Source organism: Frondihabitans peucedani (assembly GCF_039537585.1).
GTDB lineage: Bacteria > Actinomycetota > Actinomycetes > Actinomycetales > Microbacteriaceae > Frondihabitans > Frondihabitans peucedani.
Window position 1 is genome coordinate 49,076 of record NZ_BAABAU010000002.1, and the last position, 25,354, is coordinate 74,429.

Consider the following 25,354-nt stretch of genomic DNA (forward strand, 5'->3'; position numbering starts at 1 on the left):
CGGTCACATCTTTTCTTTGATGCCGGTGTGGATGAGGGCCCAGTTCACCGGGTACGCGGTCGCGAATCCGATGATCATCGCGATCTGCATCACAAACCAGAACTCCGGGCTGAGAACCGCCGCTCTCCCACCGAACAGGGCGGGGAGGATTAGGAATTGCGCCAGGGCCATGAATCCGTACATGCCGACCTGCCAGGACGAGATCGACAAGGTGTCGGCTTTCAGGGCGGCGAGGAGTCCTTGGCGGAGGGTGAGGCCGCGCATGGGGGCGATGGCGAAGTACTGGAACACGATGCCTATCGCGAACGCGAGGACGAAGTCGGCGATCCACCCGGCGAAGATCTCATCCTGATACAGCGACCCGAGACCCAGGAGGGCGCCGAGCCCGGGGATGGCGATCAGGGAGAACTCGCCGACGAGGTCCCCGATGGCGCAGCCGGCACCGCAGTGGCTGGTCCCGGTCGCGACGGCGACAGGCATGCCGTGTTCCGGTGAGTGGTCATCGTAGCCTTTGAGGGGTGCGCGGCCGGTGCGGCGGTAAAAGGTCAGCCAGGCCACACTGCCGAACAGCATCGTGGCCGGCCACACCACATTCATCACCCCCATCTTCTGCGGACGACGGACCACGTCGATAACGACCCAGGCAGCGCATCCGATTCCGACCAAGAGAGAAACGGATGCGAGGAGGGTCAGCCAGAGGGGAAAGCCTTCCGGGCCGAGGGTCATCGGTGGAGGGTGTGCACGCTGGGGGCTCGGTACGTCATGGGTTCACCGTACGCAGGCCGACACGTCCCGCGTCGCATGCACAACAACCGATAGTCGGCAAGTAGGGCCTGGAAACAACGTTCGAGGGCCGAACGCCTGTCCCAACGCTGCACCCTCTTGAGCTCCGTCACCGGAGTTCGCCGGCGGCGAAGACGACCGCGACGGTGGCGTTGACGGTGCCGGCGACCTTCCGGCGGGGGTCTGTCACGGCAACGGCGACCATGGTGCCGGCATGGATAAGATCGACGACCCCGCCTAACCGGTGCGCTGTCCGCCGGGAGAGGATCAGCAGGATGGCGGCTTGGGTGAGGTGGCGGCCGCCGAGGATCCGGATGAAGACACGCTCGCGCGGGTCGGCGGGGTGGCCGAGGATGTGCTCGGCGACCTGATCGGGGAAAAGCAACTCAGCGAGACCGAATGCGGCGCGCAGGATCTCCAAGGGTTTCGTAGAGGAGTTCATCTATTTGATTTTCCCGTCGGAGAGGTCGTGGACGTCGGAGTCAGATGCGTCCTTCAGTGGGCCCACCCCGTGGGCGATGCCTGCTTCGGGGTGGTTCAGATCGAACGCGGGGGACTCGGATCGGATGCGGGGAATGGACGTGAAGTTATGCCGCGGTGGCGGGCACGACGTCGCCCACTCGAGGGAGCGCCCGTACCCCCAGGGGTCGTTGACTTCGACTTTGGGTGAGTTCCTGGCGGTCATGTAGATGTTGTAGAGGAAAGGGAGCATGGACACCCCGAGGAGCATGGCTCCGGTGGTGGAGAGCTGGTTCAGCCAGGTGAACCCGTCCGAGGGCTGGTAGGTGGCGTAGCGGCGGGGCATGCCGAGAACTCCGAGCCAGTGCTGGATCAGGAACGTCATGTGGAAACCGATGAACAGTAACCAGAAGTGGATCTTCCCAAGACGTTCGTTGAGCATCCGGCCGGTCCACTTCGGCCACCAGAGGTAGAAGCCGGCGAACATCGCGAACACGACGGTGCCGAAGACGACGTAGTGGAAGTGCGCCACCACGAAGTACGAATCCGACACGTGGAAATCCAGCGGCGGGGAAGACAAGATCACACCGGTCAGGCCGCCGAAAGTGAACGTGATCAGGAACCCAATGGCCCAGAGCATGGGGGTTTCGAAAGTGATCGACCCTCCCCACATGGTGCCGACCCAGTTGAAGATCTTCACCCCCGTCGGCACGGCGATCAGCATCGTCATCAGCGAGAAGAACGGCAGCAGCACCGACCCGGTGACGTACATGTGGTGCGCCCACACCGTCACCGAGAGTGCGGCGATCGCGATGGTTGCGTAGACGAGGGTCTTGTACCCGAAGATGGGTTTGCGGCTGAAGATCGGGATGGTCTCGGAGATGATGCCGAAGAACGGCAACGCGATGATGTACACCTCGGGGTGGCCGAAGAACCAGAACAGGTGCTGCCACAAGATCGCGCCACCGTTGGCGGGGTTGAAGACGTTCGCGTTGAACACCCGGTCGAAGCCCAGCCCGAACAGGGCGGCGGCGAGGACGGGGAACGCCATGATGATCAGGATCGACGTGACCAGGGTGGTCCAGGTGAATTGGGACATGCGGAACATCGTCATCCCGGGCGCGCGCATGGTGATGATGGTGGTGATGAAATTCACCGCGCCGAGGATCGTGGAGAACCCGGTGAGGGCGAGGCCGAATACCCAGAGGTTTCCGCCGAGGCCTGGGGTGAAGGTGGTGTCGGACAGGGGTGCGTAGGCGAACCACCCGAATGACGCTGCCCCCTGGGCGGTAAAGAACCCGGAGACGACGACGATCGCGCCGAAGAAGTACAACCAGAAAGCGAACGCGTTCAGCCTTGGGAACGCGACATCGGGTGCCCCGATCTGAAGTGGCATGAGGGCGTTCGCAAACCCAGAAAAGAGGGGGGTGGCGAACAGGAGCAGCATGATCGTGCCGTGCATGGTGAACAGCTCGTTGTACTGCTCTTTCGATGCCACGACCGACCGTCCCGGCTCGAACAGCTGCGCTCGGATCACCAGGGCGAGGACGCCGGCGATGAGGAAGTAGCTGAACGAGGTGATCAGGTGCATGTTCCCGATCACCTTGTGATCGGTCGACGTCGCCCACGACACGATGCGATTGCCTTTGCGCCCAACACGGGTGGTGACGAAGTCGCGTCTCTCGGCCGGCACGTCGGATCGGGTTTGAGGGGCATGGGTCGTCATGGGAACCACCGATCATTGAGACGCAATCTGTCGGCGACCTAGGTCTTGGGCTACCGATGGCGACCATATTCCGCCAAAGCGCCATGGTCAATTTCGGGCAGGTAAATAGCGATACCGAGCATCGAAACGCTAGAGGCAACGGATTCGGCCCGGCGGATGGCAGCACGGCATTCAGTAGCTGCTAGGCGCCCGAGACCCTCCTCGTTGTGGACGGCTCGCGGATTTGTAACCCATTCCGGTGTTTGCGGGAAGAATGGTCACGACGGTCCTAGACCCCTGATTCGTCTTCTCCCATCTCAGTCGACAGGACGCAGTCATGGAACCGGCCTCCTCGTTCCGCTCCCGCCGAAGGTCTCGTCAGCCTCAGGCGGAACAGCGGATGCGTCGTATGCCTCCGAGCATCCTGCGGGGCGGTGTCGTCGCGGTCGTCCTCATTGCGGGAATGGTGCTCCTAGGAGAGATCGCCATTTATGCGGTCGGCTCGGCCACCGCTCCTCACCCGACCAGCACCCTTCATCCATAACGCGCCTCGTCGGGACCTCTCGGGACAAGAAGACTCCGCGCGCGACGCACATCGACGACCGACAACGACAGCAACGGTCCCGCAGCCAAGCCCCACATCACATCGCCCCAAGGCGATCCCACAGTTCTCTCGACCCGTTATGAAAGGCATGATCATGACCACCACACCCCCATCCGACCCCAACTACGGCACCCCCAGGGGCCGCGACTACACCGCCCCCACCGATGCCGGGCCGGCTCCCGCGTTCGAACCTTTGGGCGCCGCCGTCGCCGCACAAGGCGCCGGCTCGATTTCCCGCGACGCCGCGATCGCGCGGGAAAAAGAGGAATACGGCGGCATGAAGTTCGGGGTGGCGTTCTTCGGCTGGTTGACCGCCACCGGCCTCACCGTCCTCCTCGGTGGGATCCTCACCGCGATCGGATACGGCATCAACGCCACCACCAACGGGGACGCCGCGAACACGGCCAGCAATAACCAGACCACCACAGGTATCGGCGCGGTCATCGTGTTCCTCGTCGTCGTCCTGATCGCCTACTTCGCCGGCGGGTATGTCGCCGGGCGGATGACTCGCTTCTCCGGCCTGAAGCAGGGCCTTGCCGTGTGGTTGTGGGCGCTGGTCATCACGATCGTCCTCGGCGTCATCGGAGCGATCGCGGGCAGCCAGTACAACATCTTGGACCGGATCGGGACGTTGCCGTCGATGTCCGGGCAGATGACCCTCGGCACCACCTTGTCCGTCCTAGCCGTCGCCGTGATCGCCCTGATCGGGGCACTCCTCGGGGGCCTCGCCGGGATGCGCTACCACCGGAAGGTGGACCGCGCCGGCTACGGCGCCTAACCCCGACCGCCCGGCCCATTAGACGGGGTGGGAGGGCAGAGTCCCCCAACCCTCACCCTCCTACCCTTCCCCTTCCCCACCACCTCTGAAAGCGACACACCATGATCGACCCCAAACCCGGCGGCCGCGACGACGAACCGGCTCGCACCTGATGGGCCACCTTCACCGGACTACCCCGCCCGAGCGTGAGCCTTCGCGGGTGTCGGTGCCCGAGACGCTGTGGTCTGACTCTCTTGGCACGTTCGCGACCCGGTGCTTGCAAGTACTTCTGGTGGCGGCAGTGGCTGTCGCGCTGGTGTTCGGGATGACGCAGCTGAGCGTGGTGATCATCCCGATCGTCCTGGCGTTGATCATCGCCTCCGCCATGTTCCCCTTGGTTGACTTCCTCCGGAGGCATCACGTCCCGTCTGCGGTCGCGACGTGGGTCAGTCTCCTGGCCGTCCTCGGGGTTTTCGGTGCGGTCGTGTGGGTGATTGTCCTGCGCGTGGAGTCGCAGTTCGGCGACCTGGCGGCCTCTGCGGTGGACGGGGCCGACCAGGTCCGGCGGCTAGCCGGAAACCTCCCAATCAGCGACCAGCAGTTCCAGGACGCCAAAGCGTCAGTGCTGGATTTCCTGTCGAGCAAACAGTTCGGCACCGGGGCCCTCGCCGGGGTATCCGCGGCCGGCAGCTTCGCCACCTCCGCCGCCGTGTTCGCAGTGGTGCTGTTCTTCTTCCTCAAAGACGGCCCCCGCATCTGGGCGTTCCTGTGCCGCCCGTTCACCGGGCACCGCCTCGAACGGGCGCAGCGGGTCGGCGACCAGGCCGTCACAACCCTCGGGGGCTACGTGCGCGGCACTGCCACCGTCGCCCTGGTCGACGCGATCGGCATCGGGGCAGGGCTCCTCATCATCGGAGTGCCCCTCGCGATCCCGTTGGCGGTGATCGTGTTCATCGCCGCGTTCGTGCCCCTGGTCGGCGCGACCGCCGCGGGGATCCTTGCCGCTCTCGTCGCTGTGGTCTCCAACGGCCCCGTCGCCGCCCTCTGGGTCGTTGCCGTGGTGGTGTTGGTGAATCAGCTCGAGGGCAACTTCCTTCAACCCGTCGTGATGGGCCGCACCCTCAAACTGCACCCACTCGTCATCTTGATCGCCCTGACTGCGGGCACGATCCTCGGCGGGATCGTGGGAGCCATCTTGTCGGTTCCCCTGGCTGCGACGGCGTGGGGGATCGTCACCATCTGGAACGGGCCGGACAAACCCGCGGAATTCGCCCGCCAGAAACGACCCGAACATTCCTGACCCGAAGAGCCCCCGTCGTCCGACTGGACCTCCTGCGCTGGGACTCGACGGTGGTGCTGCCGTTCGATATTGGGCGTTATTACCTGCGGTGCTGAAGGTGAACGAACGTGCGGTGGTTTCCCATCCGGTGCTGCACCGGGTAGAGCCCCGCGCGTGCGGCATACCCGGTAAGCGGGACAGCGCCGATTTCGGCCCACGGGAACGTGTCCGAACGGTCCCCACCATCTGCCGAGGCGAGATGCGCCACAAACACGTCGTTACGGTCTGCCTCAGGGTGTGTTTCCACGATCACCGTCCCGCCCGCGGCGAGAAGGTCCCGGCACCGGGCCAGCAAGGCGGCAGGGTCAGCGCCAATCCCGACGTTGCCATCCAGCAACAGGATGGTCCCGAACAAGATTTCTCCGGGGAGGGGGTCGAAGATGCTGCCCGTGATCGCGTTGAACCCCTTCTGTCGCGTGAGATCTGTGGCGGCTTTTTCCGTGTCGATGCCGACAGCGACCAGCCCTGCCTGGGCGGCCGCGTCGAGCATGCGGCCCGGCCCGCAACCGACATCAAGGACTGGGCCGGCCGCTTCCCGCAGCACGCCCAGATCGGCTTCGTCTGGGCCGTCCAGCCACCGCGTCACGGGGAGAAGCTCCTCGGAGCCATCGTTCCGATGCAGAACAAGATTCGTTCGGGTGCGAAGGGCCACCGCATACGAGGCGGACGGACCGCCACCAAATACCGGCTCCGCAGGACGTGGGGGGTCGAGAAGCGTCATAGGTGTCAAGCTGTAGCCCATTTCTCGCTGGCAGGAGCGCCACAGCCGGTGACGTGGCCTCATTGTCACCAGAACGCAACACCGCTAGGTATCGGCGTCCTTCGCACCGCGGCCTTGGTGCGGCGTTCGGTCACACCCCTGCGACAGGGAAGGATGAAGCTATGACCGCTGTGCTGCTCGCGTTCGCGATCACCTTGCTGATCGCGATCCTGATTTCGGGGTTTGCGAACCGGACCATTTTGTCCACCACGGTCCTGTTCCTGGTCGCCGGGTTCCTCCTCGGCCACGGCATGCTCAGCGTCATCACCCTGCAACCCGGCGACCCCGCCGTGTCCACCCTGTCCGAAATCGCCCTCTTCACGGTCCTGTTCACCGACGGGCAACTCATCGGGATCAAAGACCTCCGAGGCGCCTACCGGCTCCCCGGACGGGCACTGCTGTTCGGGATGCCGCTGACCTTCGGTGTGAGTGCCGTGCTTGGCGTGTTCGTGGCTAGTTTGTCGTGGCCGGAAGCGTTCCTGGTCGCGGCCGTGTTGGCGCCGACGGATCCGGTGTTCGCGTCCGCGATCGTCGGCCGGGTCGAGATCCCCTACCGCCTCCGGCACCTGCTCAGTGTCGAATCCGGATTCAACGACGGCCTCGCCCTCCCCGTGGTCCTGATCCTGATCGCCTCTAGCGGTGGCCCCACCGTTGATCTCCCGACCCTGATCATCGACCTCGCCGCCGGCATCGGAATCGGCGTCGGTGTCCCCGTCGCGGTCCGCCTGCTGGCGGCGTTGCCGTTCTTCGGCGCCACCAAGCTCTACACAGTGCTGGCGCCAGTGGCAACAGGACTTTTGGTTTTCGGGGTGACCGCGGCCACGGGCGCGAACCCGTATCTTGCCGCGTTCAGTGCGGGGATCACGATCGCTAGCGTCGCACCCGAAGCCCGCGACGCATTTAGAGAGTTCGGGGAGATCATTAGCGAACTCGTGAAACTGTTCGCCATCTTGATCTTCGGCGCCCTCATCACCCCCACGATCCTCGCGGACGTGCCCATCAGCGGCTACCTCTTCGCCGTGTTGTTGCTGATCGTTGCCCGCCCGATCGGTGTCGAGCTCGCCCTGCTGCGGAGTGAGCTCGGATGGCAGGAACGCCTCACCGCCTCCTGGTTCGGACCGAAAGGATTCGCCTCCGTCCTCTACGGGCTCCTCGTCCTTGAAAGCGGCGCCGTGCACTCGGCGGCGTTGTTCCACCTGATCGTGATCGCGATCGCTGTCTCCATCGTGGCGCACTCGTCCACTGACGTCCCGATCGCGGCGGCGTTCTCTCGGATGGAGAAAGAACTGCCCGCTACGACGAAGCCCCAACGGATTGACTCCGCTTGATCTTGAGAAGCAGAGAAAGCTATTCGTTGCTCGAGGACGACGACTCGGTTGTGGTCGATTCCGTGTGCGTCGTGGTGGTCGTTTTCTTCGTCGTGTCCCCGTCTTGGGTGTGAGTGGTGGCCTCTGTCGTTGTATTTTCGTCGTCGCTCATGGGTGCACCGTACTCGGAAGGCATCGGACGTCGCTCGCGCCGCTGAGAACGGAGCCGGTGTCTTCGTTGGCCTCGTAGGAGAGCAAAACCCTGACGGTTTTTGTCGCAACTTGGGAAGACTGCAGACGGCCACAGGTTGGTAGCCACCGGTCACTCAAGGTCCGCTGCGGCCGCCGACTCGCTCGTGGGGTGCCGGACGGTTGCGGAGCTGTTCGCCGTCGTGGATGACGTCGGCTTTCTGCTGCTCGCGCTTTCGGATGCCCCTGTCATCGCGCAAGGGAAGCTGAAGGTTTTTTTCGGAGGGCAGTCCCTCTCGGAGTTGCCTTGCCCTTAAGGTTTCGGTGTCGATTTCGGCGCCGAAGAGTACCGCGAGGTTCAGGATCCAGATCCACAACACCAACACGATGACCCCGCCGATGGTTCCGTAGGTTTTTTTTGTTGTAGTGAGAGAAGTTCGCAACGTAGAACGCGAACCCGGCCGACGCGACCGCCATCCCGGCGAGGGCGATGACTGCCCCGATACTCGTCCACCGGGCCTTCGGCGGAACCACGTTCGGGGTGACGCGATACAGCATCGCCAGGACCGCGATCCCGAGCGCCACCAGCAGCGGCCAGCGGAGAATGCCCCATACGATCACCGCCGTTTCGCCCAGACCGACGAGCTCCCCGAGGGTCTCTGCGATGGGTCCGGAGATGACGAGGACAACCCCCATGATGGCGATCACGATCAGCAAAGCAACCGTCACGGCCAACATGACGGGGGCGACGACCCAGAATGGGCGGCCCTCCTCGACCCGGTAGACCCGGTTCATCGCGCGGGAGAACGCGCGTACGTACCCGGACGCGGACCACAACGCTGCAAGAATTCCCACGAGGAGAGCGAAGCCCGCGCTGGGGGAGGCGATGAGCTGCTCAATGGGTTGTTGCAGCAACGCGACGGCAGTTGTTGGTGCGACGCTTTGGACGATGTTCAGAAGGGCCGTGGTCGTGGCCTTGGCCTGACCAACGACGCCAAGAAGGCCCACGATCGCTAGCAGCGCCGGGAAGACGGACAAGAGCGCGTGGTACGTGAGGACCGCGGCCAGGTCGGTGCATCGGTCCCACAAGAATTCCTGGGCGGCACGCCGAACAACATGCAACCAGATCCGTCTTTTCAGCTGTGAGAGCAAATCGGTGTCCGCCACGTGCTTGAGTGCTCTTTTCCCTTTGCCCCCGGCAGTATTACGCCGTGCGATGTCGCCGTTGTCCGTGCAACACCCGTGACGCGGACGAAGCAGTAATGCTCAGCGCGCCCGGGATGAGTGCGTGTCTTGGTGCCGCCCGAACATGAGTGGCGGGTGGTGGTCCTTGCTTCGAACCATGCCTTGGATGACCTCGTGTGGGAATGTTCTCATAACGTACTTTGTAGGCAGCCGCTAGGGGCGGCAGGATCGGCCTTCTCTGCGCAGGTAGAGCCAATCTCTTTTCGTTCTCTTCTTATCCTGGTGGTGACATATTGCTGGCGATCCATCCAGGTGACGACCGCAGCGTGGGGGCTGGTAAGGACCGCTATCAGCACGAGGTAGGTACCGAGGTTCATGGTACGGAGGGTCGCGGCAAGGCCGACGAGCAGTCCGATCGCGATCACGGTGATTGGCCATGCTTGCCGGAGGAATCGAGCTAATGGGCGTAGAAGCAAACCCTTTTGGAGGTCACGATGGGAATCCTGGTCGGTGAGTTCCAAGCGGAGAATGTGGCGGACAGAGTGCCAGAGCGTGAAGTAGAGACCGACCGCGAGCACTGGTGGGACGACGGCGAAAAAGGCGATCAAGACGATCATTTCGCTGATGTGGCGCCGCAGGGGCTGGTGTGAACGGTGGAGGATGAAGGTGGACGCCAGCGCCAGGACGAGGACAACGATTCCGGCACAGATGCGGATGCCGGGGGAAGTTAACGCGCCAAGCACGAGGGCATGATCCGTGCCTGTGGAGCGGGCCGTTTGGTTGATGACGTTTGCGTAGGAGGCGGGGTGGCAAGCGAGGGGCACCAGCATCGGGAGTGCCCCGCGAAGCGCGACGGTAATGCCGGAGCCGATTCGAGTGGGGGCGGCGTTGCCAAAGAAGTGATCGATGTAGAGATCTCCTTGTCCCCAGTGGAACCACGTCAGCAGGAGAAATAGTGCGAACCCGCATAACGGGTTCAGCGCCCAGATAGCTGCTGTTGCACCCCCGACAACCAGGTAGGTGATCACGATGACGGCGATCGACTGCCAGGTGCGCGTTCCCGGTCGTAGACGCGCAGGGACGAGGTGATCTAGGGCGCCGTGAGGTAGACCGAACACGACGATGCTGATGGCGAAGGGGATCAGTTGAATGGCCATCGGGATCGGACGGCCGGCCAGGGCGAGCGCGGCGGCGGTCACGGTGACGAGGACCAGTGTGACGGTCACTGGAGTGAGGACCCAGCGAATAATCAGGTGGCGGAGTGAGTCGTCTACCGGGCCTGAGGGGTTTGTTTTGACCGTAGTGGCGGTCATGCGGGGACCAATCGAAGCCGCTCCAAGAAAGTGGTCCAGGCAGCGCGGATGAAGCGTCGTTTCGGGAGGACGGCGATGATTCGGAGCTCGTCGAGGACGGTGGAATGTTCGGTGAGGAAACGGACAGTGAGGGGACCAGGGAGTCGGCCAAAAAGGCGTTGGAATGTGTCGGGTGCGTGTTCTGGTTGGTCTCGGAGAAATCGCAGGAAGATCGCATCCAAGAGCCGCGTCCGCCAAGAGTCCGTGATGAGGGGGACGGGTGACCCGTCCCGGATCGCCTCGGCCGTTCTAGTGGCGTGCTGTTGGATGCGGGTGAACGCGTATCCGGTGCTGGGACGGGTGGCGCCGGCACGGACACCGATCGCGGGAACCGAACCACGCGCTGGGGGAGTGTCGGTCATGGGAATGTTGCCGGCCTCTTGTGCGGTGACTTCCCACTCGTGTGCTTGGAGGCCCCACCGACTGGTCAGGTAGGAATTGATGACGTTCCGGAAGGGTTCGTCGCCGTGCGAGTCGGGCCTGAACTCGGTGCACTCGACGAGCGCATCCGTCGGGCTGACCGGGAGCACGTACATGAACTGCACCGGCCCGTTGGGGGCCTGAACGGTGAAGTCCATCAGAGTCACCGTGCTGGTGTCGAACACGGGTTTGGTGGTGTGCACCCACAGGCCTAGGAAGCGTTGCTGCAACCGGGTACGCCCCTCCGGGACGGGGTCGAGGTGTGCAGGCCCACGCCCATCGAGGGTGGTCGGCGCCGTGACAGTGCCAAGGGCGGTGGAGGTGACGAACGAGTTGGATTCCTGGCGCACATCGGCGATATGGAGGCCGGCGACCGTCGCTGCCGCGCCGGTGTGAGTAAGTCTGCGGGTCATCGCCTGGCGGTAGTCAGCCGCGTGAATCATTCGATATGGATGGTGAGGGTCGGAGCCGATGGACGTTCCGGTGGAGGTTCGGATTTCCCATTGGTCCCAGGTGCCCGTGACGGCCTCGGGGACGGGGTTTTCTCCTTGATCCCAGAAACACCAGGTGCGCGGGTCGGGGCCGGTTCTTCCATCCAGGACCACGACACTTTGATCCGGCAGGAGGCGGTGCAAGGCCACGGCTGTGGCAAGGCCCGCGCACCCACCGCCGAGGATCGCGATGTCCGCAGCGACCGGGAATATATTCTCCCGGACCGCTCGGCGGAGGAAGCCCCGTTGAGGAGTCCCCTTCGCCGAGGCGGTCGTGGTGGCGGTACCGGACGGGTCAGTGCCGAGCGTCATGCTCAGCGTGTGCTTCGCTCCACCGCATTTGCGGGGCAACACCATCGGACAGCTTCTCCGAGGACACCCAGACGGCCTCCGGCAGGGTGTCGACGCCGAGGGTGACGTCCTGGGAGGAGCGAATCTTGGCAATCTTGTGGATCATCGTTCCGAAACCGACCTTCGCGATGATGTCCGCTATGGAAAGGATGACCTGCATCCAGGTGATGATGGCTCCGCCGTGACCCCAGCCCTGGAGACCGAAGATCACCGGGTACGCCAGCCACGTCACGACCAGAAGCATGCCAGCGTTGCGAAGGGTGGCGGCAGCTTCCGTGCCGGCGAGATCGCGGCGGCCCTTGACGACGATGTAGACGATGAGGACGTACAGGATCACCATGAAGATGCCAGAGATGATGCCCCATAGCCACAGGGCGCCCATTTTCGTTCCCGAGTCGACGACGACCCCACCGATATAGCCGGTAGAAATCATTAGGAACGCGGCGCCGACGCCGATGACCCGGAGCCGACGCGCCGCGGCCCCCGCCAGGGTGGCAACAGCGAGCAGTTCGATGATCAAAAGTGGGACGGTGACTGTCCAATCGAAGTATCTGGGCGCCCAGGACAGGAGTGCGTTCGCATTCGGGATCCACATGTTCCCGCGACGCTGGTACCCAATCGCGAATTCGACCACGAGAAGCACGTAAGACAAGAAAGCGATCCCGGTGATGGCCATCCCGGCGTAAATGCCGCCTCGGTACCTCGAGGTGACCTCGTTACGGGATGTCCAGGACTTGACGAAGAATGCAAACAGCGCCAGGCCGGCCACGGAGAGGGCGTAGATGATGATCGAGTGTTCCGCGAGGGTCAGGTGTGCTTGCCAGGGTGAGAGTGAGTCTTGCATCAGAGCCTTTCGGGGTCGAAGAAAGTGAGATCACCTAAAGCTTGCTCTGTGACAAGTGTTTGCGTCCAAAAAGTGGACGACATTCCCACCATTCGGGGGACAAATATTGTCCCTAAGCAAGTGTCGGGGGATTTTTCCTGAAGCAGGTTGCTTAGAATCAACCATGATGACTGACAATGATCAAGACATTGACGTCCTTCTGGCGGGTTCCATAGCGGCTTTCGGATTGATCGCGAAGTCTCTCGCGCCAGCTTTGGAACGTGTGACCATGCAGCAATACCGCGTACTCGTCCTCCTAGGGACCCGAGGCCCCATGCGCAGCTCCGATCTTGCGCTGGAGTTGGGCCTTTTGGCCTCTGGTATCACGAGGATCGTCAATCGGCTTATCGGTGCTGGATATGTGCTCAAGCAGGCGGGACAGAAAAGCCGGCGTGAGGTGATCGTCACCGCCACGGACAGCGGGTTAGCACTCGTGAGGGACGCTCTTGACCGGCGCCGAGAAGAACTCAGCACCCTCCTGACGGTTCTGAGCGCCCCTGACCGGAAGGCTCTTGTTCGGGCATCTCGAGCACTCGCTTCGGCTCTAGACGGTGATGAAGATCTCGGTCACCGAATACTGACTAATCGACATTCCTAGGCCAGAGCTCAAATTGATCAGCGTCGATATTTTGGACCCGTCCTCGGAGCCGCGAGCCTTCTCCGTTCTTTACGGGCTCCTTGTCCTTGAAAGCGGTGCCGTGCACTCGGCGGCGTTAATCCACCTGATCGTGATCGCGATCGCTGTGTCGATCGTGGCGCACTCGTCCACCGACGTCCCCATCGCGGCGGCGTTTTCTCGGATGGAGAAAGAACTGCCGGCGCCTACGTTTCGTGAAGTGGACGTCGCTTGATCACGGAGCGATTGGATGGCCAAGCCGATGCCGGAAAAGGACGATCCGGTCGTTGTCCATTCCCCCAATGGTTAGGTCGACTTCGTCGTCGCCTCCCGGTCCCAGTCGTGGGAGTCGGTGGTGGTTTCTGCGGTCTACCCCTGAAGTGGGGGTCCCTAGTTTCATGCATTGGCATAGAGTTCGGTGTGCGTGACCGATCTGTTTCACGAGACGTATCGGCCACGGCTCCTTGGCCGGCAAGGACATTCATGACTCTCGCCTCCGCCATTCCTGCCGATACCCCTCGGACGGACAACGACCTTCTCGTCCTCGTTGCCGAGGGGAATCGTGACGCGTTCGCGGTGCTCTACGACCGGCTCAGCAGCCGCGTGTTCGGCCTGGTGAAACGCGTCCTGATCGACCCGGCGCAATCTGAAGAAGTCACCCAGGACGTGTTCCTTGAGCTGTGGCAGAGCGCGTCCCGGTTCGACCCGGCGAAGGGCAATGCGGCGGCATGGGTGTTGACGATGACGCACCGCCGCGCCATCGATCGAGTTCGGGCCTCCCAAGCCAGCCGCACCCGGGATCTTGCTGTAGGTATCCGCGACTATCAGGACAGCGGGGAGGACTTCGTTGAGCAGGTCGAAACGCGGTCGGAGCATGAGCGCGTCACCAAGGCCATGCGGCAGCTCACTGACGTTCAACAGCAAGCGTTGCAGCTGACGTACTTTCAGGGCCTGACGCATAAAGAGGCTGCTCTGGTGGCCGGGGCACCGGTCGGAACCATGAAAACACGCCTCCGTGACAGCCTCATCGCCCTTCGGAAGCTGGTTGATGTTTCCCTCCCGCAGTCGGCGGCCTGACCAACGCTTCACCGCAACGTTGATGATCACGTCGCCAGGCTCAACATCGTCGCCCCTCGGGTGAGTTTGTCTTCGGCGGCAGCTTCGTGAAGGGCAGGGCCCGCCCGCATCGCGTGTGGGGGAGTGGCGGGGGCGGGTCCTGCCGGTCTAGGGGCCCGGAGAGACTGAGCCGGCCGGGTTGTCGACGGCTAGGGCGATTGCCGTGCCAGCAGAAGGCGACAGCGTGTGCCTTGCCTGATCGGTTGCCGGTTGACTTACTGGATCCATGGGGACTGCTGAGGGTTTAGTTGACTCGGTTTCCTAGGCCGCGATTGCGGTCTGGGGGTTGATTATTGCTTCGTATTCGACCGGTGTCAGCTTGCCGAGGCCGCGTTGGCGTCGTTTCCGGTGATAGCTGGCCTCGATGCAGGTGATGATCGCCAGCCGCAGCTGCTGTCTTGTGGCCCATTTCCGCCGGTTCAGGACGTTCTTCTGCAGGAGCGCGAAGAACGATTCCATTGCAGCGTTATCTGCGCACGCACCGACCCTTCCCATCGAGCCGAGCAGGCCCGCCTCGCTCGAAGCGCGGACGTATTTCTTGGACCGGAACTGGCTGCCCCGGTCGGAGTGAACCACGGTGCCGGCCGGGCTCCGGCGGTCGACAGCCATCCGAAGCGCGTTGACAGCGAGGGACGCTTTCATCCGGTGGTCAATCGAGTAACCCACGATCCGACGGGAGCAGGCGTCTTTCACAGCGCACAGGTAGAGCTTGCCCTCGGCCGTCTCGTGCTCGGTGATGTCCGTGAGCCAGAGCCGGTCCACGTCCGGTGCCGTGAACTCCCGTTTGACCCTGTCATCGTGCACCGGTGGGCCAGCTTTGCGGTTCAGGCCCCGCTTCTTCGAGTGCAGCGACCAGAGCCGCTGCTGGGAGCACAACCGCCAGACACGTCGCTCCGATGTCCGATGGCCAGCGGCCTTCAACTCATCGGCGATGAACCGATACCCAAACGTCGGGTCGTCCTCATGAGCGTCGAGAGCCGCGTTCGTGAGGTGGGCGTCGTCCCAGTCGCGCTGGCTGACCGGGTTGCTCCTCCACCGATAGAACGCCTGCTTCGAGAAGCCGAGCACCCGGCAGGCCACCGTGACGGGGACCCCGTCAGCGGCAAGGTCAAGGACCAGCGGGTAACTCATTTTGGGAGCTGGGACTGAGCGAAATACGCGGCCGCCCGGCGGAGAATCTCGTTCTCCTGCTCGAGCAGCCGGATCCTTTTCTGCGCCTCTTTCAGGGCCGCTTGCTCAGCCGCCTTTGCAGCTGCGGTCGACGCTGACACCGGATCGAGCCCCTCGTCGCGGTCTGCCGCTCGAAGCCACCGTTGCAAGCACGTCTCGGAGATCCCGAAGTCTTTCGCGACTTGTCGATGCGACGCCTCGCCTCGGCGGGCGACCGCGATCACGTCACGCCGGAACTCCGGTGGATAGGCCTTCACCATGATGAACATCCTTCCAGCAGGAGCACATGCTCCTACCGATCGGAGTCAACCGAACCCTCAGCAGTCCCATCCGGTCGCAGCTGCGGCCAGAAGCACGCTCACGACGGTGAAGGTGGTGACGTAAAAACCGGTGCGGCGTTTGAGGAGGCCGGCGTCGCGGACTTTCGCCAGGAGGGCCGTGTAGGTGCTGGTGGGTTTCGCTGCCTTTCCCGCAGTGGTGCCACGGAAGCCGGGAGGGAACTCGTGATGATCCCGGGTGGTGGGCGCAGGAGGCCGCGGTTGAAGAGAAGTCATGAGGTCGCAATCTGCACTGAGCATCGACTCGCCGGACAGGAGGGAAAGGCACCTAGGACCGGGGCGACCTGATCTCACAGTACGCGGTCGATCAGAATCGCTCTCGAATGAAAGCAAATCGCTGTCTGCACACCCTCAGGTGGCGCCATAGGCGGTCGCATTGCTGCTTTGAGGTACAGCCCAAGACGACACGAAGCAGGGACCCGCTGGGCGTCGTTCTAGGGTCCCGTTGAGAGTCCTGCGGCAGTTGTACGCGGGGCTCTCAACGAAAGGCGACACTGACTGCGTCGCGTGCGGGCTAGAGGGCGGCGCACTCCACGCACACCGGTCCGAGCTTTGTTTCGTGGTCGAGCTGGATTCTGGGTCGTACGAGGAAGCACTCGATGCAGGTGAACTCGTTTTCCTGGATCGGTAGCACGACGACGTCGAGGGCTTCGTCGACGATGGAGGCGTCGAGCTCGAATCCGTCTGCCGAGTCGCCATCGTCGAGATCAGCCGCCAGACCGGTCGCCTTTGTTGGGCGAGCGTCGATCGAGACAACGCTGTCGTCAGCTTCCGGTGGGTTGCGTGAGGCGTCGTAGTCGGCAGCCATATGATCTCCTGCGGGTCTGGGGGAGTGGTCGGGCGGCAGCCCGCCGCCACTATAGACAGCGCTGACTACGTGTTCATTCCCGGTCGCCGTCGAGTGAGTAAAATACTCTTATTCGCGCTTGTCGCAACCTTCCTGCTGTCTGCGGTGGACGGAAGCACCCTCGGCAGCGAGGTCGATTCCTGTATCCCACCCATTTCGGACTTGCCGGAGATCAACCAAACGGGATGGCTTCCGGCTAGGGGAGTGGGCTTCCTGGTAGCCGAGTCCGACATCCATGTCAGGTCGGGACCGTATTTGAGACGCTCGGCTGAGCGTAAAGGTTGTTGGTGTCTAGGCGGCGAGTTGCACCTCGTGGGGGTGGGGGATGGTGGCCCAGAGGTCGACGTCGTCGTCGGCGTCGAGGCCGAGGGCTGCGGCGGTTTCGTCGGGAGTGGACGCGACGATCGTGATCGCGGTGTCGGTGTCGGAGGTTCCGGTGCGGAGGATAATGCGGGCCGAGCGCAACTGTTTGATCTGGGCGGCCGCGTTGTCGATAAGGATGTTAAGGGTGTCGGGGTGGTAGTGGTCGAGTCCGCCGTCGTCGAGGACTTGCACGTAAGCGCCGCGGCGCCGGTGGGTGGAGATGACATCCCGCATGGTCGGGTTCAGCAGGTGTCGGCCGCGGATTTCGTCTCGGAGTGCTTGCTCGAGGACACGGCACTCGGTCCGGCCTACCTGATCGAGCAGGCCGCGCTGCTTGATGATGTGGTGAAGCATGGGCGCCGCGGTCGCGCGGGTGTGGTGGAGGCGGTCTCGGCGTTCAAGGTGGAAGGCGTCGAGTTGTGTTTGTTGGAGGGTGAGGGTGCGTTGGGTGTCGGCGGAGATGTCTGCGGCGACGCTCACGCGTCGGATGGCGCGCCGCATCATCAGGCCGGCGATGACGATCACAATTTCCGCGGCGAGCCCTAGCCGGATGGCGCCGGTGGGACCGGCCCAGAGAGTGAGCTGTGCAATTTGGAAGGTAAGGGTGACGATGGGCGGCCCGGGGTGGCCGGTGGTCCAGACGATGACGGCTCCGGCGAGGATGCCGCAGGTGTACCAGTAGAGGGACCCGGCATTAACCGCGGAAGGGTCGAGACCGATGGTCGCGGTGCAGCACAGCACCATTCCACCAGCTGCGATACCCCACGCGGTTAGCCGACGCATGGTCCCGGTCTTGGCGCCCCGGAAAAGAGCCGGCAGGAGAAGAAGGCCGATGCCGGCAGCGATGAGGGGACCGATGGCGCGGGAGAACAACGCGGTTTCGGAGATCGCGGTGAGGATCGCCATGATCACCACCGCCGATAAAATGCGGAGCATCTGGTGTTGCGGGATGAGAGCAATCCGAACCGCCTTCGGTTTGCTCCCTGAGGTCTGTGACGGTGTCGGGGGGTGCCAGCGGAGGGTGGCGGTGGTGCCCTGTCCGGGGATCGATCGGATGTCTGCCGAGCCGCCGGCCTGATGGACGCTTTCTAGGATCGACACCCTCACGCCGAGGCGTTCCGCTGAGATCGAGGACGCGTTGAACCCTTTGCCGTCGTCGGAGACCAAGATCTGCACTCCGCCACCCGGCAGCGATGTGGCGATGAGGGAGCGGTGGGATACGGGGCCGGCATGTTTGACACTGTTCGTCAGCGCTTGAAGAGCGGCCGCGAGGAGAGCATCCGCCGTCGCTGGCGGCAAGATTACGTCGAGGTGGGGTGCGAGGTCGATACGCGCGTGCGGGCGGAAAAGCTCCCACTCGGCAAGGTGCTTCTTGACTGCGTCTTCCCACCGGATGGTGGCGGCGTGCATCACCGGGTGGTCATTGGTGTCCGAAATGACCCGCAGTGCTGACGCTGCCATGCTGGTTGCCCGGTCGGGGGCTTCGCCGCTGGCGGCGGAAAGGAACGCCGCGAGAACAGAGTCATGTAGCAGCGAGTCCGTGGCGGTGCGTTCCTTCTCCAGCGCCGTTTGCCGGTTCTGTGTTTCGAACAAGAGTTGAGCGTCGTGTTCAATCCTGTCGGCCCGGTCGGCTCGGGCCCGGAGCACTTTCATGCCCGCAACCAGACTGCAAGACAGCAGGGCAAGGCCCACCCCGTCGATGATGCTGTGACTGGCTGGGATGCGGCCCGCGTAAACGGTGGTGAGCGCGGCCGTGAGACCTAGACAGATCACCGCCGCACGAATGGGCCGCTTCTCCGAGACAGCCACACACCCGAACCCGACCAGAGCCATCGACAGCAACCACGGTGTCGCCCCATCCGGCAGCGGTGTCCTGAGCAGGAAGGGCTCAAACGCTAGGAGAGCTACATTCGCTGCGACCGACACCCACAGCCACACGGCTGCCGGGGCGCCCTTTCTGGTCAGTGCGAGAGGTGGTGCGGCGACCTGAAGCATCCCGAAGACGACGGATTCCAGCATCCATGGGCTGGTCGTAGGAAGGTGATCGTGGGAGAAATCCGGGACTGCGAGCAGGGCCAGGAGGAAACCCACGACACTGATGACGATGACGACGCCCCGCTCGACGCCGAGACAAAGCGAGCCCTCGCCATCAGAGTGCGGCGGGATCGTGGAAAGGGTGAACGGCATTGGACCGGTTCACCCCCATTTGTCGGAACAGGGCCACCGGTCATGGCCTGGCCCCGGGTCCCTACGCTAGAGCCACGGTCATCCTGGTTCTAGGCCCAAAACGGGGCATGGACGTGGTCGGAGTCCGTTGGAGTGGAGTCGCGGCGGAAGTCCGAGGTGTGGAGGCAGTTATTCGCCACTCCTGAAATGCATGCGTTTTGAGGCTCTCCGGTTCTGGGACACTCGGGTGGAGTGGTTAGAGACCTAACCCGTTGAAGTTCTGCTGTGGGTTGCTAGATCATGGCGCCAAGAGCGGGTGCCGCAGCTGCGGCTGCGCGCTTCGCTGCTGCCGCCTGCAACTCTTTGGCGTACGACTCGACCGACGAGCCGTAGCCGCCTGCCAGGGCCTTCGCATCAATCTTCTTCAGTTCGGCCATGCGCTGCGTGCGGTCCATGCCCTTCAGCGTCTTGAGGTCGGTCTTAAGCGCGGCGGGCACTGATTTCCAGGCTGCCTCTGCCGTGGTGGTGACGTTTTTGATCTCGGTGCCATAGCCCCCGTCGAGAGCCTTCGTCTCGATCGCCTTGACGGCTTCTCGGCGATCGATGCCCTTCTTGCCCTTAAGGCCCTTCAGGTCGGTCTTCAATGCCGTCGGCAGTTTGCCGACGAGCTGGCGGAGGCCTGCGGGGTTCAGGGCGCGGAAGGGGACGGCGAGAGTCACCTTGGCCTTGGGGGCGTCCAGCGCGGTGGTCGACGAGGCGGTGGTCGACGAGGCGGTGGGGGTCGAGGTGGGCGTCGCGGCGTCGGCCGCGGTGACGCCGATGAGCGACGCCCCGGCCGCGAGAGCGCAGGTGGTAGCGACCACGGTCACGAAGCGGGCGGTGGTCGAAAGAGGGCGGAACGACATTATGTGGGTCTCCTGCATTTCGGGGTGCGCCGACGATCGGCGCCGAGATCATCGTGCTCGAGCTGTGTCGGTGGAGCGTCAGGCGCATGTTCGGATCGTGTAAAGCTGCGGGGGCTGCGACGCGCATCCGCTTGAATGGGGTCATGAGCGACAGCCGCGGCCTCGTCGTGGTGGTCGAGGACGAGCCGGCCATCGGCGACATCGAGCGCATCTACCTGATCGACGCGGGCTTCACCGTGCACGTGTCGAGCGATGGCGAGAGCGGGCTCGACGCGATCCGCCGTCTGCGGCCGGTCGCTGCCGTCATCGATATCGGCCTGCCGGTGATGGACGGCATCGAGCTGTGCCGCGCTCTGCGCGACGCCGACGACTGGACGCCGATTGTGTTCGTCACCGCCCGCGACTCCGAGATCGATCGCATCCTGGGGCTCGAGCTCGGTGCTGACGACTACGTGACCAAGCCTTTCTCGGCCCGCGAGCTGGCATCGCGTGTCAAAGGCCTCGTTCGTCGAAGCGCCCTCGGCGGCCGCTCGACGATGCTCGAGCTCGGTCAGCTGCGCCTGGATCAGCGTGAGCGTCGTGTGACGGTCGGCGGCGCACCAGTCGAGCTGACGGCGACCGAATTCGACCTCGTCGCTTATCTCATGGCGAGCCCCGGTCAGGTGTTCGCCCGTAGCCAGCTGCTGTCCGCGGTCTGGGGCTTGGCCGACTACCGGGGGAGCCGCACCGTCGACGTGCACGTGGCCCAGCTGCGGTCGAAGCTGGGCGAAGCGTTTGGTCTGCGCACCATCCGCGGTGTCGGCTACGCGCTGGATTCCCCGTCGGCAGGACGCTGACGTGGCGGGTCGTCGCTCGTCACTCGCGTCGCGCATCGTGCTCGCCACCGTCAGCGTCGCCCTCCTTGCCGCCGTCGCCACCGGTGTCGTGGCGTTCCAACTCGTGCGCCAGGTCGCGGTGGCGCAGACGCGCGACGTTTTGCGGTCGACGATCCAGGTCGTGGCAGCGGCGCCCATTAACGATCGCGCCGCTCTCGTGCGCAACGTCGACCGCAGCCACGTTCGCGGCATCCGGGTCGTGCTTGTCGGGCCGGGGGGGCGACTTACCCCCGCCTCAGGAGCAGGAGTTTCCGACAGGGCCTTCACTCGGCTGGCTCGCAATGGCGCGGTCTCCGAGCGTGTCACCGCGAATGGTCGTTCCGTGCTCGTCGAGGGGACGACGATCTCGGGTTCGCAGGCCGTGGTCGCCACGCAGGACTTCTCGCTCGTGCAGTCGGCGAACCGCCGCCTCGTCGAACGTCTCGCGATCGCCGTGGCGCTCGGTGTTGTCGTGGCGGTGGGCGTCGGCATTTTGGTGGCCCGCCTCGCCTCACGCCCGCTCCGTCGAGCAGCCGCGTCAGCACGAGAGCTTGCCGGCGGACGTCGCGGTGTGGTGGCAGCCCGTGAAACATCCGGAGATGACGAGACGAGGATCGCGGAGGTGGCCGACATCGAGCAGGCCCTCGCAGCCCTCGACGCCGCCCTGGCCGCTTCGGAGGGGCGCCAGCATGAGTTCCTGATGTCCATCTCGCACGAGATCCGCACGCCGCTGACCGCAATTCGGGGCTACGCCGACGCTCTGGCCGACGGGCTGGTGCCCGAGGCTGCTCTGCCAACGATCGGGCGAACACTCGTGGCTGAGACAGGGCGCCTCGAGGCCTTTACCCGGGATCTGCTCGAGCTGGCGCGCCTCGAAGCCGACGACTTCGTCATCCGGCCCGAACCCCTCGATCTCGTCGCAGTTGTCGTGTCGTCGGCGACCGCGTGGCGGGCTCGGGCTGACGCACTGTCGGTACGTATCGACGTGCACGCGCCGTCGCCAATCCCGGTCACGACCGACCCGATGCGAGTCCGACAGCTGGTCGACGGCTTGCTCGAGAACGCGCTGAGGGCGTCACCGGCCGGCACCATCATCTCGGTCAGGGTCTCCGACATCACGCGGGCCCAGGACGCCTCGGTGCCGCGTGCGGAAATCACCGTGAGCGACCAGGGCCCCGGTCTCACCCCAGGCGACACGGCCGATGCGTTCGAGCGCGGCGTCCTCCACGACCGCTACCGCGGCGACCGGCCCGTCGGCACCGGGCTAGGGCTTTCGATCGCTGCACGACTGGTACGGCGCCTGGGGGGCACCATCACCGCTACTCGAGCGTCCGGCGGCGGGGCAATTTTTGAGGTGACGCTTCCGTTGCAGTGACACTTCTTGCGCTAGAACCATGGTTGGCGGGAAGTGCCCCTCTCATATCCCTAGGGATATGGGATGTCCTACTGCGGGCGTCATCTGAACGCAACGTGGCTTGAATTTCCGGCACGCCCAAGCTCCCATATCTATGTGCTGAAAGTATCTGCTTGAATTGGTGTGCTCATCGTTGGTTTTGGGACACCTGGAGGCGATGCGTTGGGGAAGCTGATCGGGTATGCGAGGGTGTCGACGAGGCAGCAGGAGACGGATCGGCAGGAAGCCGACCTTCTGGCCGCTGGCGTTCGCCGCGACGACCTCTATGTTGACCTGGGCGTCTCGGGTGCTCGAGCGTCGAGGCCGGCCTTTGATCGAGCTCTCGACGCGATCCATGACGGGGACACCCTGGTGGTGACGACGTTGGATCGTTTGGGTCGTTCGACGCAGAACATGCTCGATTTTGCCGCGGGCCTCCGAGCCAGGTCAGCAGGCCTTCGGGTATTGAACCTCGGGGGAGGGGACGTCGACACGTCGACGCCGATGGGGTCGATGGTCTTCACGGTCATGTCGGCTCTGGCGCAGATGGAGCTCGACATTAAAAGGGAACGGATTACGGACTCCGTCGCGAAGCGGCGCACCTCGGGAGGGGATCTTGGTGGACGCCCGCAGAAGGTCACCGACCGGCAGATTCGGAACGCGATCCGGTTGATCGATGGGGGAGAGGCCGCGGCCGGGGTGCTCCGCGATCTTGGGTTGTCCCGGTCGACGTTCTACCGGCGCGCCCGGGAGATCGCTCGTGCTGGTTCCTGACTTTGCCCTGGAACGGTTTAAGGCTCTGTATTGGCGGGATCGGCACGTTCGGTTCCACCGGTACGACCGAGTGCCGGCGACCCGGCACATGCAGGAGCTGCTCGATGTCATTGCCGGTAGTAGCGACTCCATCTTCTGGGGCTGGCTGCCTCTGCTTGCTAGCTCCGCTAACCGGCGGGCTCGCGCTCTCGGGGTCATGTCCGAGATACCCACAGTGAGATCAGCGACGGCATAATTGCCGGCCCTATAACCAACGGCTGGTATTCGCTGCCTTGCGGGCACCTATGGGACGGCAAGCCCCTTGCTTCGATTCGGGATCTTTTGTGAGGCGGTTTGCTGAAGCCCGTTGAGGAGCATGACAAGTCCCGCTTCGAACGCTTGGTCGTGGCTGGGGACGGTCAGGTTCATCTCGCGCTCATCTTCGAGATCGGGATTGGCTTGTTGCTCGAGTGCGCTACCGACGGTGAACCGGCTTGCGGCGAGCATCCCGGCAATGGCGTCGGCCTGGGGAACTCCTGACTCGACAAGGAACGCGAACTTCTTCAGCAAACGATCTCGTGATGCAACGTCCGGGACGGACCCGGCGTGGAGTCTTGCCCCGTCACGGCGGGCGAGAAGAGCACTTCGGAAGCTTCTGTAGTTGTCGAGGAACCATGAGCTCCACGCGTCGCCCTGCTGCGGCAGGGGCATTTCGTCGTGAGGCTCGAGCGCGGCCGCGGCCATCGCCGCGATCAGCTCTTGTTTGCTGTGGAAGTGCCAATACAGCGACGGCTGTTCCACCCCGAGCCGGCGAGCCAGGGCGCGCGTGCTGACCCCATCGAGCCCCACCTCATCCAGCAGCGCCAGTGCCTCGCGCACAACGGCGACCCTTTCGATCTTGGCCATGGTTGACAAGCTATCACCGATAGGTGCAGACTGCGTGATGTCAGCTATCACTGATAGGGAGAAGGGGTTTGTTGTGGTCACGAAGAAGTCACTGAAGGTACTTATTGCGGGTGGCGGGGTTGCGGGCCCCGCACTGGCGTTCTGGTTGGCGCGGGCGGGACACAGGGTCACAGTCGCCGAACGGTTCCCGGCGCTTCGAGCGACGGGTGCGCAGGTCGACCTGCGAGGGCAGGGGATCGAGGTGATCAGAGCTATGGGGTTGATGGATGAGGTCCGGGCGAATCTGGTCCACGAGCCGGGGGTCGCGTTCGTTGACTCAGCGGGCAAGAAATTAGGAACGATCATGGCCAACACATCCGGTCGGGGCAAGCAGACGCTCACGTCGGAGTTCGAGATCATGCGGGGCGACCTGGTCCGCATCCTTTACGGGGCGACGAAAGAGAACGTCGATTATCGTTTCGGGGTGTCCGTTGACGGTTTCGATCAGACCGGTGACGACGTGACCGCGCACTTCTCTGATGGCTCGGCGGAGACATTCGACCTTCTTGTCGGCGCGGACGGTCAGGGCTCAAGAATTCGTCGGTCCATCAGGGCGGAGGGGGAAGACCCGTATTGGCGGACTGGGCTGCACATGGCGTACTGGTTCGTTCCCCGCGTTGCTTCCGATGGGGACGTCCGGGAGACCTACCCGGCGGCCGGGGGGCGGCAGATCATGCGTCGCAGCCATAACCCTTCTGAGACGCAGGCGTACTTTGTGCTCCGGAACTCGTCAGAGGAAGCCTCCGCCATTCACCGCGCCCCCATCGAGGATCAGCAACGTTTCTGGGGTGACCGGTTCCGGGATGCCGGCTGGCAGGCGCAGCGGTTTATTGACGGCATGGCTACGGCGCCGTTTTTCTACTCACAAGAGGTCCTGCAGGTCCGTATCGATAGCTGGTCGAAAGGGAGGGTTGTTCTCCTTGGTGATGCCGCGCATTGCGCATCCCCCTACAGCGGCATGGGCATCTCTGGAGGTCTCGTCGGAGCGTTTGTCCTCGCGGGCGAGATCGCCGCAACGCCGGACGACCTCGCAGGAGCTCTGCGCCGGTACGACACCACCCTCAGGCCGTTCGTCGACGAGATCCAGGCGGCTGTTAAGCCACGCCTGCTCGCCCTCGGGTTGCCGAAACCTAAGATCGGTGTTGCCGCGCTCCAAGTGGCATTCCGACTTGCCTGCGCTCTGAAAATACCAGAACGTATCGCGGCACGAGCGTCGACCGACCGAGGTGGCGCCTGGGCCCTGCCGGACTACGACGACCTACCCGCCCGTGCTGCGGTCTGACGCCCGCGGGGTGTGGTCTTC

Annotated in this window: 24 protein-coding genes and 1 pseudogene; 11 read left to right on the forward strand and 14 right to left on the reverse strand. The window is 63.8% G+C overall.

All coding sequences use genetic code 11. From position 1 onward, the window contains the following. Nucleotides 1-3: 3 nt before the first annotated feature. The 3 genes from ABD733_RS11205 to ctaD form a co-directional block, all read right to left on the reverse strand. Nucleotides 4-726 (reverse strand): DUF4396 domain-containing protein, encoded by a 723-nt coding sequence (locus ABD733_RS11205; protein ID WP_344796192.1) that lies wholly within the window; start codon nucleotides 724-726, stop codon nucleotides 4-6. Between the two features lie 166 nt (nucleotides 727-892). Next, nucleotides 893-1,225, reverse strand: coding sequence for a hypothetical protein (locus tag ABD733_RS11210; RefSeq protein WP_344796194.1), 333 nt, complete (start codon nucleotides 1,223-1,225; stop codon nucleotides 893-895). Then, the gene (gene ctaD, locus ABD733_RS11215) at nucleotides 1,226-2,968 is read right to left on the reverse strand and encodes an aa3-type cytochrome oxidase subunit I (RefSeq protein WP_344796195.1); all 1,743 of its coding nucleotides are present in this window, start codon (nucleotides 2,966-2,968) and stop codon (nucleotides 1,226-1,228) included. It lies immediately after the preceding gene. Between the two features lie 677 nt (nucleotides 2,969-3,645). Between ctaD and ABD733_RS11220 the strand changes: the two genes are divergently transcribed. Then, nucleotides 3,646-4,329 (forward strand): hypothetical protein, encoded by a 684-nt coding sequence (locus tag ABD733_RS11220; protein ID WP_344796197.1) that lies wholly within the window; start codon nucleotides 3,646-3,648, stop codon nucleotides 4,327-4,329. A gap of 199 nt (nucleotides 4,330-4,528) precedes the next feature. Further along, nucleotides 4,529-5,608: an AI-2E family transporter gene (locus ABD733_RS11225; protein WP_344796199.1), complete on the forward strand. Its 1,080-nt coding sequence runs from the start codon at nucleotides 4,529-4,531 to the stop codon at nucleotides 5,606-5,608. Nucleotides 5,609-5,687: 79 nt separating this feature from the next. On the opposite strand, the gene ABD733_RS11230 is transcribed toward ABD733_RS11225, so the two are convergent. After that, complete coding sequence (locus tag ABD733_RS11230; protein ID WP_344796201.1) at nucleotides 5,688-6,233, reverse strand: class I SAM-dependent methyltransferase; 546 nt, start codon at nucleotides 6,231-6,233, stop codon at nucleotides 5,688-5,690. Between the two features lie 296 nt (nucleotides 6,234-6,529). Between ABD733_RS11230 and ABD733_RS11235 the strand changes: the two genes are divergently transcribed. Beyond that, entirely contained in the window at nucleotides 6,530-7,735 is a 1,206-nt protein-coding gene (locus ABD733_RS11235) for a cation:proton antiporter (RefSeq protein WP_344796203.1), read from the forward strand. A gap of 305 nt (nucleotides 7,736-8,040) precedes the next feature. Here ABD733_RS11235 and ABD733_RS17575 read toward each other — a convergent pair whose 3' ends face one another. The 5 genes and pseudogenes from ABD733_RS17575 to ABD733_RS11255 all read right to left on the reverse strand — a co-directional run bounded on the left by ABD733_RS17575 (nucleotide 8,041) and on the right by ABD733_RS11255 (nucleotide 12,546). After that, entirely contained in the window at nucleotides 8,041-8,289 is a 249-nt protein-coding gene (locus ABD733_RS17575; protein ID WP_425552906.1) for a hypothetical protein, read from the reverse strand. 91 nt (nucleotides 8,290-8,380) lie between these two features. Beyond that, nucleotides 8,381-9,070, reverse strand: a pseudogene (locus ABD733_RS11240) (YihY/virulence factor BrkB family protein); the annotation flags it as partial. Nucleotides 9,071-9,276: 206 nt separating this feature from the next. Continuing rightward, on the reverse strand, nucleotides 9,277-10,314 hold the full coding sequence (locus ABD733_RS11245) for a Brp/Blh family beta-carotene 15,15'-dioxygenase (RefSeq protein WP_344796207.1): 1,038 nt from the start codon (nucleotides 10,312-10,314) through the stop codon (nucleotides 9,277-9,279). Nucleotides 10,315-10,397: 83 nt separating this feature from the next. Then, nucleotides 10,398-11,663 (reverse strand): lycopene cyclase family protein, encoded by a 1,266-nt coding sequence (locus tag ABD733_RS11250; RefSeq protein WP_344796209.1) that lies wholly within the window; start codon nucleotides 11,661-11,663, stop codon nucleotides 10,398-10,400. Beyond that, nucleotides 11,647-12,546: a bacteriorhodopsin gene (locus ABD733_RS11255; RefSeq protein ID WP_344796211.1), complete on the reverse strand. Its 900-nt coding sequence runs from the start codon at nucleotides 12,544-12,546 to the stop codon at nucleotides 11,647-11,649. Before ABD733_RS11255 ends, ABD733_RS11250 begins: the two co-directional genes overlap by 17 nt. 268 nt (nucleotides 12,547-12,814) lie before the next feature. Here ABD733_RS11255 and ABD733_RS17580 point away from each other — a divergent pair, with 268 nt between their 5' ends. From ABD733_RS17580 to sigK, 3 genes are all read left to right on the forward strand, one after another. Then, on the forward strand, nucleotides 12,815-13,183 hold the full coding sequence (locus tag ABD733_RS17580) for a MarR family winged helix-turn-helix transcriptional regulator (RefSeq protein WP_425552910.1): 369 nt from the start codon (nucleotides 12,815-12,817) through the stop codon (nucleotides 13,181-13,183). Nucleotides 13,184-13,196: 13 nt separating this feature from the next. Beyond that, a complete protein-coding gene (locus ABD733_RS11260) occupies nucleotides 13,197-13,436 on the forward strand; it encodes a hypothetical protein (RefSeq protein ID WP_344796213.1) in 240 nt (79 codons plus the stop codon). Between the two features lie 248 nt (nucleotides 13,437-13,684). Continuing rightward, nucleotides 13,685-14,278, forward strand: a complete 594-nt coding sequence (gene sigK, locus ABD733_RS11265) for an ECF RNA polymerase sigma factor SigK (protein WP_344796215.1) — start codon at nucleotides 13,685-13,687, stop codon at nucleotides 14,276-14,278. Nucleotides 14,279-14,578: 300 nt separating this feature from the next. Here the strand turns inward: sigK and ABD733_RS11270 are convergent. The 4 genes from ABD733_RS11270 to ABD733_RS11285 all read right to left on the reverse strand — a co-directional run bounded on the left by ABD733_RS11270 (nucleotide 14,579) and on the right by ABD733_RS11285 (nucleotide 20,106). Beyond that, nucleotides 14,579-15,747 (reverse strand): IS3 family transposase gene (locus ABD733_RS11270; protein WP_425552908.1). Its coding sequence is split into 2 segments (ribosomal slippage): nucleotides 14,579-15,456 and nucleotides 15,456-15,747, totalling 1,170 coding nucleotides; the frame shifts between segments, so codons are not numbered across the junction. 592 nt (nucleotides 15,748-16,339) lie between these two features. After that, complete coding sequence (locus ABD733_RS11275) at nucleotides 16,340-16,633, reverse strand: DUF4193 family protein (RefSeq protein WP_344796219.1); 294 nt, start codon at nucleotides 16,631-16,633, stop codon at nucleotides 16,340-16,342. A 330-nt stretch (nucleotides 16,634-16,963) separates the two neighbouring features. Further along, nucleotides 16,964-19,222: an ATP-binding protein gene (locus ABD733_RS11280; protein WP_344796221.1), complete on the reverse strand. Its 2,259-nt coding sequence runs from the start codon at nucleotides 19,220-19,222 to the stop codon at nucleotides 16,964-16,966. A gap of 272 nt (nucleotides 19,223-19,494) precedes the next feature. Then, a complete protein-coding gene (locus ABD733_RS11285; protein WP_344796223.1) occupies nucleotides 19,495-20,106 on the reverse strand; it encodes a hypothetical protein in 612 nt (203 codons plus the stop codon). Between the two features lie 143 nt (nucleotides 20,107-20,249). Here ABD733_RS11285 and ABD733_RS11290 point away from each other — a divergent pair, with 143 nt between their 5' ends. From ABD733_RS11290 to ABD733_RS17585, 4 genes are all read left to right on the forward strand, one after another. Next, nucleotides 20,250-20,942: a response regulator transcription factor gene (locus ABD733_RS11290; protein ID WP_344796225.1), complete on the forward strand. Its 693-nt coding sequence runs from the start codon at nucleotides 20,250-20,252 to the stop codon at nucleotides 20,940-20,942. 37 nt (nucleotides 20,943-20,979) lie between these two features. Then, a complete protein-coding gene (locus tag ABD733_RS11295) occupies nucleotides 20,980-22,335 on the forward strand; it encodes a sensor histidine kinase (protein ID WP_344796227.1) in 1,356 nt (451 codons plus the stop codon). 201 nt (nucleotides 22,336-22,536) lie between these two features. Continuing rightward, complete coding sequence (locus ABD733_RS11300; RefSeq protein WP_344796229.1) at nucleotides 22,537-23,127, forward strand: recombinase family protein; 591 nt, start codon at nucleotides 22,537-22,539, stop codon at nucleotides 23,125-23,127. Beyond that, nucleotides 23,030-23,362 carry a DUF3024 domain-containing protein gene (locus ABD733_RS17585; RefSeq protein ID WP_425552909.1) on the forward strand — a complete coding sequence of 111 codons (333 nt, stop codon included), beginning with the start codon at nucleotides 23,030-23,032 and terminating at the stop codon, nucleotides 23,360-23,362. Before ABD733_RS11300 ends, ABD733_RS17585 begins: the two co-directional genes overlap by 98 nt. Nucleotides 23,363-23,409: 47 nt before the next feature. On the opposite strand, the gene ABD733_RS11305 is transcribed toward ABD733_RS17585, so the two are convergent. Continuing rightward, nucleotides 23,410-24,012, reverse strand: a complete 603-nt coding sequence (locus ABD733_RS11305; RefSeq protein WP_344796231.1) for a TetR family transcriptional regulator — start codon at nucleotides 24,010-24,012, stop codon at nucleotides 23,410-23,412. On the opposite strand from ABD733_RS11305, the gene ABD733_RS11310 reads away from it, so the two are divergent. After that, the gene (locus tag ABD733_RS11310) at nucleotides 24,011-25,333 is read left to right on the forward strand and encodes an FAD-dependent monooxygenase (protein WP_344796233.1); all 1,323 of its coding nucleotides are present in this window, start codon (nucleotides 24,011-24,013) and stop codon (nucleotides 25,331-25,333) included. The genes ABD733_RS11305 and ABD733_RS11310 overlap by 2 nt on opposite strands. Nucleotides 25,334-25,354: the final 21 nt, after the last annotated feature.